12 protein-coding genes and 1 pseudogene are annotated in these 12,005 nt (G+C 33.1%); 1 reads left to right on the top strand and 12 read right to left on the bottom strand.

From position 1 onward, the window contains the following. Window positions 1–53: 53 nt before the first annotated feature. Complete coding sequence (locus QLS31_RS06675; protein WP_282743210.1) at window positions 54–2,354, bottom strand: DNA topoisomerase 3; 2,301 nt, start codon at window positions 2,352–2,354, stop codon at window positions 54–56. 71 nt (window positions 2,355–2,425) lie between these two features. Here QLS31_RS06675 and QLS31_RS06670 point away from each other — a divergent pair, with 71 nt between their 5' ends. Then, window positions 2,426–2,557 (top strand): hypothetical protein, encoded by a 132-nt coding sequence (locus QLS31_RS06670; protein WP_282743209.1) that lies wholly within the window; start codon window positions 2,426–2,428, stop codon window positions 2,555–2,557. A gap of 26 nt (window positions 2,558–2,583) precedes the next feature. Here the strand turns inward: QLS31_RS06670 and QLS31_RS06665 are convergent, their stop codons facing one another. The 11 genes and pseudogenes from QLS31_RS06665 to QLS31_RS06615 all read right to left on the bottom strand — a co-directional run bounded on the left by QLS31_RS06665 (window position 2,584) and on the right by QLS31_RS06615 (window position 11,702). Then, on the bottom strand, window positions 2,584–2,949 hold the full coding sequence (locus tag QLS31_RS06665; RefSeq protein WP_282743208.1) for a DUF2200 domain-containing protein: 366 nt from the start codon (window positions 2,947–2,949) through the stop codon (window positions 2,584–2,586). Between the two features lie 27 nt (window positions 2,950–2,976). Then, on the bottom strand, window positions 2,977–3,369 hold the full coding sequence (locus tag QLS31_RS06660) for a DUF1801 domain-containing protein (RefSeq protein WP_282743207.1): 393 nt from the start codon (window positions 3,367–3,369) through the stop codon (window positions 2,977–2,979). A 122-nt stretch (window positions 3,370–3,491) separates the two neighbouring features. Beyond that, window positions 3,492–3,923 (bottom strand): hypothetical protein, encoded by a 432-nt coding sequence (locus QLS31_RS06655; RefSeq protein ID WP_282743206.1) that lies wholly within the window; start codon window positions 3,921–3,923, stop codon window positions 3,492–3,494. Between the two features lie 126 nt (window positions 3,924–4,049). Next, window positions 4,050–5,033 carry a glycoside hydrolase family 43 protein gene (locus QLS31_RS06650; protein WP_099714669.1) on the bottom strand — a complete coding sequence of 328 codons (984 nt, stop codon included), beginning with the start codon at window positions 5,031–5,033 and terminating at the stop codon, window positions 4,050–4,052. Window positions 5,034–5,356: 323 nt separating this feature from the next. Beyond that, a complete protein-coding gene (locus QLS31_RS06645) occupies window positions 5,357–6,007 on the bottom strand; it encodes a DUF1801 domain-containing protein (RefSeq protein WP_282743204.1) in 651 nt (216 codons plus the stop codon). Between the two features lie 551 nt (window positions 6,008–6,558). After that, window positions 6,559–6,705: a hypothetical protein gene (locus tag QLS31_RS06640; protein WP_282743203.1), complete on the bottom strand. Its 147-nt coding sequence runs from the start codon at window positions 6,703–6,705 to the stop codon at window positions 6,559–6,561. Continuing rightward, window positions 6,692–7,275: pseudogene (locus QLS31_RS06635) on the bottom strand (zeta toxin family protein). Before QLS31_RS06635 ends, QLS31_RS06640 begins: the two are co-directional and overlap by 14 nt. A gap of 103 nt (window positions 7,276–7,378) precedes the next feature. After that, the gene (locus QLS31_RS06630) at window positions 7,379–7,519 is read right to left on the bottom strand and encodes a hypothetical protein (RefSeq protein ID WP_282743202.1); all 141 of its coding nucleotides are present in this window, start codon (window positions 7,517–7,519) and stop codon (window positions 7,379–7,381) included. Window positions 7,520–7,664: 145 nt separating this feature from the next. Beyond that, the gene (locus QLS31_RS06625) at window positions 7,665–9,626 is read right to left on the bottom strand and encodes a hypothetical protein (protein ID WP_282743201.1); all 1,962 of its coding nucleotides are present in this window, start codon (window positions 9,624–9,626) and stop codon (window positions 7,665–7,667) included. Window positions 9,627–9,918: 292 nt separating this feature from the next. Then, window positions 9,919–10,365, bottom strand: coding sequence for a hypothetical protein (locus tag QLS31_RS06620; protein WP_282743200.1), 447 nt, complete (start codon window positions 10,363–10,365; stop codon window positions 9,919–9,921). Between the two features lie 437 nt (window positions 10,366–10,802). Further along, entirely contained in the window at window positions 10,803–11,702 is a 900-nt protein-coding gene (locus QLS31_RS06615; RefSeq protein WP_282743199.1) for an Abi family protein, read from the bottom strand. Window positions 11,703–12,005 lie beyond the last annotated feature (303 nt).

Here is a 12,005-nt window from a genome sequence, read left to right as displayed (position 1 = left end):
TGATTTTTGACCCGAGCGATAGCGAACCAGCGAAGCATTTCAGATAACATTAATCAGAAATTATTTTCGCTTTCTTTCAAAATAGTATAAACCAATTCTTTGGTCGGTTTTTGATCTTTTAAATTCGTTCTGACCACATCGAAAGTCACTTTGAAATCACAACCTAATTTATAATCACTGCAACCATAAGCAGTTTTTCCTTTAAGAACTGTACCTTTTTCACATTTCGGACAGGCTAATTCATCAGGTCCGGTTTTCACCAAAGTTTTCTTCGGTTCTAATTTGAGTTGGAAATTTTCGTCAAAGCGAAGTAAACCTTCCACAGCGCCGGCATCGGTTTTGAAATCTTTCAAGTTTACGGTAGATCCTTTTTGAAGCAATCGCAGGTATTGGTTCTCGGATATTTTTTTCTCCGCAAAAGTATAGGGTAATAGGAACGTGCAACCTGCTTTGTATTCGCCACAGCCATAAGCGGATTTTCCTTTGATGAGCGTTGCTTTTTTACATTTCGGACAGGCTTCCCCCAAAATTCCTGCGGCTTTCTTTTTCTCCACTTTAGCTTCTTCCTTTTGAGCATTTCCTGCATGTGAGATGTTGGCGCGTCTGGTTTCACTGCGTACTTCATACACCAAAACCTCAACCATGCGCTTCATGTTTTTGATAAAGGAACCGGCAGTAAAGGTTCCTTTTTCAATATCTTTCAACTGTTTTTCCCAAGAACCCGTCAGTTCTGCTGACTTGACCAACTCATTTTGAATAGTGTCAATTAGTTGAATTCCTGTTGGCGTTGGCAATACTTGTTTTTTGTTTCTTACGATGTATTGGCGTCTGAACAGCGTTTCAATAATATTGGCTCGCGTGGATGGGCGACCGATACCATTTTCTTTCATCAATTCGCGTAAATCCTCATCATCAACTTGCTTGCCCGCGGTTTCCATGGCGCGCAATAAAGTCGCTTCTGTAAATTGATTTGGTGGTTTGGTTTCCTTTTCCAAAAACGAAGGTTGGTGCGGTCCTTTTTCGCCTACAACAAAACTCGGCAAGATATCGGCTTCTTTTTCTTTGGTATTAGGATCTTCAAAAACAACTCGAAATCCTTTTTTTAAAATCTCTTTTCCCGTGGTTTTAAATAAAACATTGGCAGCTTTCCCGACTACCGTAGTATTGGCAACCAAACAATCGTCATAAAAGACTGCAATAAATCGCTTTGTAATAATATCATACACTTGTTGCTGATTGTATTGCAAATTGCTTTGAATTCCCGTTGGAATAATCGCGTGGTGATCCGTTACTTTTTTATCATTGAAAACCTTGGGTGATTTTTTTATCTTTTTTTCCAAAAGCGGCTGCGTCAACGCGGCATAATTCGTCAGGTTTTTTAGAATCCCTGGTACTTTTGGATAAATATCATTAGGTAAAAACGTGGTATCAACTCTCGGATACGTGACTACTTTTTGTTCGTATAACGTTTGTACAATTTTAAGTGTTTCGTCTGCCGTAAAACCAAATTTGGTATTGCAGTACACCTGAAGACCTGTTAAATCGAATAGTTTTGGTGCAAACTCATTACCGTTCTTTTTTTCGACAGAAACAATTTCGAATTCGCTTTCCTTTCCTTTATTGGCGAGAAGTTCTCCATCTTCCTTTTTCAAAAAGCGTCCTTCTTCATAGCTAAAAAGTGTCTCTCGATACAAGGTTTGCAATTCCCAATACGGTTGCGGTTTGAAATTCTCAATTTCTTTGAATCGGTCCACGACCATTGCCAATGTTGGGGTTTGCACCCTTCCAATAGACAAAACTTGTTTGTAACCGCCATGTTTTACAGTGTACAAACGCGTGGCATTCATACCGAGTAACCAGTCGCCAATGGCTCTGGAAAATCCGGCGTAGTATAAATTATCGTAGTTGGCAGATGGCTTTAAGTTCTCAAAACCTTCTTTTATGGCTTCGGTGGTCAGCGACGAAATCCACAAGCGTTTTACCTCGCCTTTGTACTGCGCTTCGTTCATGACCCAGCGCTGAATGAGTTCTCCTTCTTGCCCGGCATCCCCGCAGTTGATGACTAATTCGGCTTTGTCAAACAAGCTTTTTATGATTCTGAATTGCTTTTGAATCCCTGTATTCTCTACCACTTTGGTCTCAAATTTCTCGGGAAGCATGGGTAAGTTGTTGAGGTCCCAACTTTTCCAGTGCGGTTTGTAATCGTTGGGTTCCTTTAGGGTGCATAAATGCCCAAAAGTGTAGGTTACCTGATAGCCATTGCCTTCAAAATAGCCATCGTGCTTGGTATTGGCTCCTAAAACGGATGCGATTTCGCGTGCTACACTTGGTTTCTCGGCAATACAGACCTTCATTTTCTCTTTCTGATTTAAGGGCGCAAATTAGGAATTTAGAAATTGGTATTAAAAAGAAATCGGTAGGAGTTATGAACGGGTATTTCCAAAAAATGCATTGGAGAGTCTTAAACAGAGCGGGTCTTATTATTATGGAATTGAAGATTAATTATCCCTGTTGGGAACCGAATGAAGCTGATTTGAGTGAGGGTTTAAGAGTGTAAATTTATCTCGTTGTCTTTGGAGTGCTTTACGCCACTCGCAAAATTTTCTCCATTTTGCGTCCTTTAGCCAATTCATCGACCAGTTTGTCTAAATATCGTACTTGTTGCGTTAACGGATTTTCGATTTCTTCTATCCGATACCCACAAATCACACCGGTAATCAAGTGCGTATTAGGGTTTAGTGTAGCATTTTGAAAGAATTTTTCGAAAGTTACTTTTTCTTCCACGAGCTCTTGCAGTTTTTTTTCATCATAACCTGTTAACCATTCTATAACTTGTAACAATTCTTCTTTTGTTCTGTTTTTCTTCTCGACTTTTGCGATATAATGTGGATATACCGATGCGAATGTCATTTTTGCAATACGCTCATCGTGATTATTTGTCTTGTTCATGCTTTAGATTTTAAGGTTAATCTCCATCTATTTCAACCTTTCTAATTGTCCTTTTCTTTTTACTATGTTTTTGTAATCCCACTGGATATCTCTTGATTTGTTCAGCCAACGTTTAAGGTCTTTTGTGTTGATTTGTTCAACTGTAGTGAAGAAAATAGAAGCGTCTTTAAATTTTTTTCCTTTTATGTTTAAATCATCTTCTTCAAAGTCAGCACCACTCCAAAACATCAAACGCCATCCTGCTTTTTGTTTGCTGTAACCAACAATTGGATTACCGTCTAAAAACCAAACAGGGTGGGCGTGCCAAATTTTGCTCTCAGCTTCGGTCAATTCGTTGTCAATAGTCTGAGTAAGCACGTTGCAAATTGCTTTGTCGTCCGAGGTCTGTATGTCGTTATATGTTTGAATCTCCTCTTTCATTGTGGTCAAATGGTGTAATCGTTAATTCAATTTATATTCGATTGGTAAATTAAAAGTTACTCTTACTGCTTCTTCGTCAAGCTGTTGATTGTTTAATTGTATGCAGGCGTTGTAATGCGGATTTATATCTTAAAAACATCCAGTTTTTGCATCCAGGAGATTTCTGATTCAACAAACGTAAGTCTGGTTTTGATTATTCGGTCCGATTTATCTCTAGGATTCTTAGTTACAAATCTCGCCTTGGAATTATTAAAATCCAACGTGTATTTTTCATCAAAGTCTTCTTGTTTGTTGGAAGAAAAAGTAATCACATTGTCTTTTGCACTCCATTTTCCTTTTCCGTATTTATTTACTTCAGGTGGAATTCCCTGTTTAATTTTCGAATAATAATGAAATAGGAATGTTCCATCTTGATGTAAGTTCAATTTATAATCAAATAAATGACTTTCATCTTTACCATTTAAAATACGATTGTAATCACCGGCGAAGTCATTCGATTGTGCGAATGCCGTTAAGTTGAAAACTAAAAGGAATGTGGTAAGTAGTAGTTTCATAGGTATGTTTTTTAAATGTATTAGTGTTTTTTTACTGTTTGTTTAGCTGTTCTGGTTTATGAGCATAGCCTGTAATGCTGCGCTAATGGTTGGATCGGGTTATGAATTAATAAAGATACCATACAATTATTTAATAGTATGTGCTTTTACACCTTCGTTGGTAATCGTAATGGGTTTGATAAAACCTTGTTCGTCAAAAAACATTTCTTCTATGCACGTTTCTCTTGAATTAGCATGCGTTTCAGTAAGCGGTCTTCTGTGGTAAACAATGTAATATTGATTGGAATCAGGTGCTTTCATAACCGAATGATGCCCTGCTCCGGTAGCAATTTTAGGATCTTGTTGCAAGACTTTACCAATGCGCTTGAATGGTCCCATTGGAGAATCGGCAATCGCATACGCTACGCAATAATTGGGTCCGCCCCAGCCACCCTCGGACCACATAAAATAATATTTGTTATTTCGGATAAACATAAAAGGACCTTCAACATAATTTTCCGGAGTAATCTCTTTAAATACTGTTTTGTCTTTGAAAGGGATGAAGCCCGTAAAATCCGGTTTCAACTTAGCAATATTGCAATGTTTCCATCCACCATAAATCAAATAATGTTGACCATCCTTATCTCTAAAAACAAATTGGTCAATAGGTTGTGCGCCATTATAAAATTTATCAACTAAGGGCTTTCCTAGATAATCTTTATAAGGACCTTCAGGTTTAGATGCAACCGCTACACCTATTCCTCCTGATTCAGTATCACTTTGAATATCGTTAGCTCCAAAAAACAGAAAATATTTATTCTTGTTTTTAATGATTGACGGTGCCCACATCGCTTTTTTTGCCCATTTTACGGCAGTTGTATCTAAAATTTTAGCATGTTTTGTCCAATTGGTTAAATCAGTAGACGAGAAAGCATCCAAAAAAACTTGCTTTTCATAAGGAGCTGAAAAAGTGGGATATATCCAGTATGTTTTATCAAAAATGATTCCTTCAGGATCAGCATACCAACCTTTGAAAATAGGATTGTTATTCTTTATTTTATCAGAAACAGCATTTTGTGCACTGGTTTTTGAGAAAGAAATAATAAATAGTAAGAATAAAACTCTGTTCATGTTTTTTATTTTAAAAGTAAAAAAAAATTGCTGTGAAAAATATTTTTACGGTAAATAATTTCACCCATGCTTCACGAAGTCAGGAGACTTTGCACAGCAATCCAGACTTTAAGAAAATGTTTTTATAAAGAACACTTTGCATTGCTGGAGCAGAACGAATGGTGTTTTCAATTAAGAACCGTCCTGCTGTCCGCTGTATTCCCGATAAATAAAAACTACGGCCGAACAGCCTTGTTTTTCTAAATCGGGAGATGCCGCTTCCATCAGGGCTATCGATTCCGTTTCGTTTTCATAATAACCAAAGCAAAAGATGCTGTGGATTGTCATTTATTTTCTGCTCGAATGTACTTGTGAGATCCGTCACAGTTGGGCATTTTTTTAGACAATCCACAAGTACAATCGTTGATTCCTTTTCCGTCAAGAATACGGGGAGTGTATTTTTCAATTCGGGTTTCGCGGGTTTTGGATTGTTTGGAACCCGAAAAGTATAGGTTGTAAGCGCGCTGCCGCCCGGGAGTTAAGGCGTGGAAAGCAACTTTTAAGTCGGGATTTTTGTCTAAAGTATTTTGTAATTCTGCTACTAATTCAAGTTCGGTATTGCTTTTGAAATTTACTTTTAAGCCTGCTTTTTCAATTTCAATGGCTTCATAAATATAGGCTTTGATTATCGATTGCTGTTCTATGATTCTTTCCAGATTGGTAAACTTAAAAAAACGTACAGCCTGACTGTTTTCTCCGGGTTTGCATAGAATTCCTTCGGTGTCTTGAAGTAAAGTTCCTTTAAAAAAGCTAAGTGCACAGTATTCTTTAAAACTGCCTATAAGTACCACATTATTTCCCTTAAAACTATAACAAGGCGTACGCCACTTGAACTCTTCGGTTAGTCCGCAATCGAGTAGCAATAGTCGCAATTGTTCCATTTCGGGCTGCCATTTTTTGGCATTGCTTATAAAGTCATCAACTTTGGGATTCATTTTATTAAAATAAGGTTTTAGTTTAATAAAAGTATAAAAAACCGCGTTGCAAACGCTACGATTGTGCTACAAATTAAAATTGGTACTCGTTGCAAACAAGCATCAGTGGGATATGCTGTCTTCTCAAAAATCGAAAATAGTATTAATAGAATGCTGTGCGAAGTCTCCTGACTTCGTACCCATTGCTATATGCCGTCCTAACTTTCCCTGTGTTTGTTGATTATTGGAATTGCTACGAAGTCGCGAGACTTCGCAGAGCAATCACGATTATATTTTGTTGTTGCGACTTATTTATACTTCGCAGAGCGGGGGCTAAAGATTTCGTTTTATTTTCATAATATCTAAAGAAAAAAATCTAGGAAACCCATTTTTCTAGTAAAGGCTAAGTGGGCTTTGTGGAGTCATTGCGAGGAACGAAGCAATCCCATCCAGTTTATCTGTTGTTTTGAGTTGCTCATAGTCTTGAGGAACTACTTCTTAAAATTACAATACCCGCGTTGCAAACGCTGCGATTGTGCTCTAAATTAAAATTGGCAAAATAGAATGTTTCTTTACGGCTTAATGCGTACTATTTTATTGTCTTTCAAAACTACCAAATCACTATTCATTTTCTTTTTGAACTCAATTAATTTTTCGTAAACTTTGTCCATTCCTTCCAAAATTTTGGTTTGGTTTTCTGTTCTTTTAGGAGTTTTCATTGTACTGTTTTTTTAATTTATCGAATTTAATTTTATTTAAAATAGTCACTTCTGAATTCAAAACTTTTTCTGCAATTAATTCAGGTTTTCCAAAGGAATTGTCAAAAATCATAACTTCGTCTGCGATGGAAAGGTAAATTTCAAATAAGTTTTTTATTCCATTTTTGTATCTTCTACGGATGACTTCCGTTTCAATATTATGTCCACCTTCTGATACTCTTGTTTTGACCCTTTCAATTGCCAAGTCCACGTTTTGCAACCAAAAAAATAATAAAGTAACTGTATAGTTGTTTTTTGGGCATTAATTACTTTTGATTTATAGCTTTTTGTAGCTAAAGTTGTTTCAAAAGCAAAATTTTCATTCAAAAGTAAAAGTTCATTTACTCGGTTTATCATAATTCTGCCTGCTTCAAATGAAACTTTTTCAGGTTGAAAAGGAGACAGACCTTTTGCTATTTCATCTGCATTCACAAATTCCTTACAGTCTAAAATTTCAGGTAAAATAGTAAAAGAAGCAGTTGTTTTTCCTGCGCCATTACAACCTGCAATTATGTAAAGATTCTTCTTCATGTAGTGCAAATGTAATCAAAATGAAAATCTTAAAAATAATTCTTTTAGTATTTCATTATTTTTAGCGTTATTTAAGTCGCATTGTAAACGCTATGTTCTGTTTTCATAAGGGAGTAGGCACTCGTTGCAAACGAGCACCAGTGGGGATTTGTTGCAAACAAGCATCAGTGGGATATGCTGTCTTCTCAAAAATGAAAATAGTATTAATAGCATGCTGTGCGAAGTCTCCTGACTTCGTACCCATTGCTATATGCCGTTTTAACTTTAGCAACCTTTATTTTCCTGTGTTTGTTGATTATTGTAATTGCTACGAAGTCGTGAGACTTCGCAGAGCAATCACGATTATATTTTGTTGTTGCGACTTATTTATAGTTTGCGGAGATGGTGTTTTATTTATTTGGTATAATAGTTTTGTCTTCAATTAATTCAGTGTAGATTATAATATTTTGGAAAACACTATTAATTTCTTTTGTGTACCAAGTAATTGTTTTGTGGTTTTTGTCAAATGTTATAGTTTGTCCATAATTATCTAAATAAAAATGTCTTTGTGAACTTTGATCATAATTTTGATAAGTCCAAGGTGAATATAGCCAATTATTTTCACCTCTTTTAAAAGCATAATTATCTAAATCAAAATATAACTTCGATTGAACATTCAATTCGTTTGTTAAATCATATTCTTTGGTTAAAGAATTGTAAGTGTATTCTAAAATTTTGTTGGTTTTATAACCGCCAATTATATGATTAGAACTTTTTAATTTAACTTTTTGAATTGTTTTATTTTTTAATTTTTCTACTAGTTCGCACCCTTCATTTGATCCTAAATCACAACTCTTTAAAAAATCACTTTTTGCATTTTCTAAATTGTTTTTGTAATAATTATTCAAACCTCTAGTTATGTATGAATTTGGTAATTTTGGTTTTCTCTCAATTAATGTGTTTATGTATTTTGTAGATAAATCATAGTCTTCTTTTTGTTGATAAAGATTTGCTAGTGATAAATAAACGTCATTGGCTTTATCATAATTAATGTCATAGATAAAGTAATTTTGTTCACTTTTATTAATTTCTATAAAAGCCAAATATTGTTCTAAAGCCTTTTCGTAATTATGTTTCTTTTCAAAAATTCTACCTAAATAAAAATATGGTAAAGCTAATCTTGGATATTCTTTTGGAAATAATTTTTTTGCTTCTTCAAAGTATTTTTCTGAATATTCTAAATCGTTAGTTTCATAATATGATAGTGCTTTGTAAAAAAAAGCATCTCCGATAGAAAATTTTTCTAATTCGGAATTATTAATATCATCATCGGTTAATTGAAATTCATAAGCTAATTTTGCAGACTGATAATTTCTATTTAAAGTTTGGCTTTCAGCAAATCTCATTAAAGCAATTTTGTCTTTTTTGTTTAGTTCATAAGCCTTATAAAAGTCTTTTGAAGCTTTTGAAAAATCTTCCATTTTTGCAAATGTAACTCCTCGATTAAAATATAAAAAATCTCCTATAGCTAAACTGTCATTAATCTTTATATTTTCTAACTTTTTGTAATCATTTATTGCTTGAGGATATAATTTAGCTTTTGAATAAGCTATTGCTCTTAATGCAATAGGAAAGAAATTATTTTCTTTATTTAATGTTATTGATGTTGTAAAGTTGTCTATTGCATCTTCAATATTATTATTTCTTAAATCTTCTTGTCCTTTCATATAATATTGAACAAAAAGAGTATTTAATAATTCTGATTTTATTTTAGAAATGAAATAATTTTGTTTTTTAGTAGTAATTTCGTAACCTTCTTTAATCGCTAATAACCTTTTTAATTTGTCTGGATGTGTTTTGCTAAATGTTTGTGGCAAACTATTTATTGCTGCTAGAGCTTCCATTAATGAATAACCAAATTTTGCCATAACAAAACCAGAAAATTTATCCGCTTCGATTTCACTTAATTTATTATCATTTTCTGAAATGTTTTTTAGAGTATGTCCTTGAAGGTGATGACCAATTTCGTGAGCCAAAACAGAAATATAGACAGATTGTTTTATGTTTCTATTCTGTGAAAGCTTATTTAAAAAAGACTTGTCATACAAGATATATCTGAAACCTTCATAATTCAATGCTACACAATTATTAATTCCTGGACTATTAACGTAAACAAAATTTTTTTCTAAACCAATCATTGATGTGATATCAAATATGATTTTATCAATTTGATTGTCATTTTCAAAATTACCTTGTAAATATTTATAATAATTATTTGGAAGTTTTTCTGTATTATAACTACAATGATCTGTTTGACAATAGCAAAAAAAAGAAATAAAAAAAACAATAACTGTTTTGAAAGATGATTTCATAAAAAATAATTTATTTTAAATATGTAGTTTCAATAAGTAGAGTTGTTTCCCAAGGAAAATTAGGAATGTATGGTTGGTTTTGATCGTAGTGCTTAATTAGGCTATTCATATAATCTTCAGTGGATTTAAATTTTTAGCTAAAAATTCAAATTTAATTAACGTATGTGGTGAGTTTTTGTCTTCTATGCTTCTTAGAGTTCTAATTTCAAAATTGTATTTTTTAAGATTTGCCATATGTTTTTTCTTATCTTATGTGCTGTTGTAATTATTGTGTAACTTTTTAGATTATTTACTAAAACATAATTTTGTCAAATTCTTTGTAATTATATTTTTTTAAATTATGTTTTAGCAAATAATTAAAAACATCATTAATAGAATTCGTAAAAAAATACTTTTCCTTAATGTTATGAATAGTAGAATTAAAATCTATTTCATGGAAATCTTTTTTAAATTCTTTCAATTCGTTTTTATTCAATATAGCGAAACCAAGAAATCTAGATTCATATTCATATAAATAATAAGGTTCATTTATTTTTTTTATTTCTCCAATTATACATTCCCAAATCTTAATATTTCCAAGAGTATAGATGAATCCTTCCTTTTTAAAACCCAATTTATTAAGTAGATTTTCAGAAATACATTTTTTTTTGTAACCATAATTTAGATGGTAGTCATAAATTTTAATTTCTTTTGAGCTTTGCAGTAGTATAGCATTGTAGCCATTTTCATTTTTATTCAAGATTCTAATTTGGACATAATTGTGTTTCAAAGGGTTGTAAATTTCTATATATTCATTATCGTTGAATTCTATCATAGTTTTGGTGTTAGTTACATTTGATTTTATGTCTCTGGAAATATATTGATTGCGGTCAGTTCAGCTGAAGAATTTATATTTATTTTCAAATATATATCTTTCTACCAAAAATACTTATTAAATAAATTTGGTTTGTATTTTTTTTCAAAACTAACTCCTTTTAATTCATGAGCTTTACGGGAAACCGTAAACGCAGTTATTTTAACACAAACGCCTAGCCCTGATGGAAGCGGAAAGCCTTTGAGAGAGGGCTAATCTTTAAGTTAAAATACCCGCGTTGCAAATGCTACGATTGTGCTATAAATAAAAACTGGCACTCGTAGAAAACGATAGCCAGATGAGGTAGTTGAATGAAATAATGACTATTGCATCCATATTGGTTGCGTTCGCCAATTTGCAGGGAAACCCATTTTGTGTACCGGAACGTTTAGATATTCATTTACCAATTTAAAGAATTTATCTTTTATGGAATTCCCCGGACTTATACAATCAATTGTATATAATGTAAGAGAAAGTAAAGAGAATAGTTTTGCTCTTTGATTTTCGTTGGGAATGTAGGTTATTGGTTGATTTTTTAGGTTTTTAGGCCATAAATATTTTGTTGTAATATTATTATTCCACAATCTGGAATGATGTGCGATTACATTTCTAATTACTGTTGTTGCTTCAAGAAAACTAGAAAAATCTTTATGTGAATTAAAACCAAATTCTATTGCAATCTTAGATTTTTCAGGTAATTGATGCGCTAAGTTTTTGTATAGCTTTGAAAGTGTACCGAGTGATGCGACTTCTAAAGCCTTCCACGCTTCTGGAAGTTCGTTTTTATGATTTTTATTATGTTCTAAAATAAACTGTTCTTTACTTCTGGAAATCTCTATATTTAAATGATCGGTAATTGATTTTTGTTTGGTTTTATCTGAAAAAATAGTATAATCTATATAGCATAACGGTCCATAAGAAAGCGAAAGCTGGTAAATTAATTTGGTTCTTAAAGCCACTTCAATTCTTTCTATTGCATCAAACATTAATAGTCTTAAATGTCTATCGAAATTGTATAAATCTATGACCTCTTCAAAGTAACTGTAGTCGTTAAATTTATGCTTTACTTTGTCAGATTGCATTTCCCACCAATATCCTTTTAGGCGATAATAACTAATGTTTTTCAGGAAATGTGGCGCATTGGCTTCGTTATGAAATAGCATTCCTCGCTCTTTTAAGAGTGCAATTTGTTCCTCTATAGTTTTAGGTGTTTTGTTCGCCATATTGGTATAAAAAAAAAGACCAGAAGGCTGTTCTTAAGGGAAGCGCTACTGGTACGATTGGAACAAATGTATGTACATTTGTATTATTGTGCAAATTTTTTAACATTTATTAGGACTTGTCTACAATATCAAGGGTTTGTAATTTAACTAATGCTTGAATTATCAATATTAATGGGATTTTACGGGAAACCTTAAACGCTATTTTCAATCAAAAATGCCCTAGCCCTGATTACTTCACTTTACTTTTATTTTAATTGGAGTTCAGTGAACTTCGTTTGCAGCGGCATCTCCCGATTTAGAAAA

The organism is Flavobacterium sp. XS2P24 (assembly GCF_030010285.1).
GTDB lineage: Bacteria > Bacteroidota > Bacteroidia > Flavobacteriales > Flavobacteriaceae > Flavobacterium > Flavobacterium algoritolerans.
This window is presented reverse-complemented; position numbering and strand designations above follow the sequence as displayed.

Coding starts and splice junctions, on each gene's coding strand:
- QLS31_RS06670 (WP_282743209.1), top strand. CDS start 2,426: ATGAACGGGTATTTCCAAAAAATGCATTGGAGAGTCTTAAACAGAGCG.
- QLS31_RS06625 (WP_282743201.1), bottom strand. CDS start 9,626: ATGAAATCATCTTTCAAAACAGTTATTGTTTTTTTTATTTCTTTTTTT.
- QLS31_RS06675 (WP_282743210.1), bottom strand. CDS start 2,354: ATGAAGGTCTGTATTGCCGAGAAACCAAGTGTAGCACGCGAAATCGCA.
- QLS31_RS06655 (WP_282743206.1), bottom strand. CDS start 3,923: ATGAAACTACTACTTACCACATTCCTTTTAGTTTTCAACTTAACGGCA.
- QLS31_RS06645 (WP_282743204.1), bottom strand. CDS start 6,007: ATGAATCCCAAAGTTGATGACTTTATAAGCAATGCCAAAAAATGGCAG.
- QLS31_RS06650 (WP_099714669.1), bottom strand. CDS start 5,033: ATGAACAGAGTTTTATTCTTACTATTTATTATTTCTTTCTCAAAAACC.
- QLS31_RS06660 (WP_282743207.1), bottom strand. CDS start 3,369: ATGAAAGAGGAGATTCAAACATATAACGACATACAGACCTCGGACGAC.
- QLS31_RS06665 (WP_282743208.1), bottom strand. CDS start 2,949: ATGAACAAGACAAATAATCACGATGAGCGTATTGCAAAAATGACATTC.
- QLS31_RS06640 (WP_282743203.1), bottom strand. CDS start 6,705: ATGAAAACTCCTAAAAGAACAGAAAACCAAACCAAAATTTTGGAAGGA.
- QLS31_RS06630 (WP_282743202.1), bottom strand. CDS start 7,519: ATGGGTACGAAGTCAGGAGACTTCGCACAGCATGCTATTAATACTATT.
- QLS31_RS06615 (WP_282743199.1), bottom strand. CDS start 11,702: ATGGCGAACAAAACACCTAAAACTATAGAGGAACAAATTGCACTCTTA.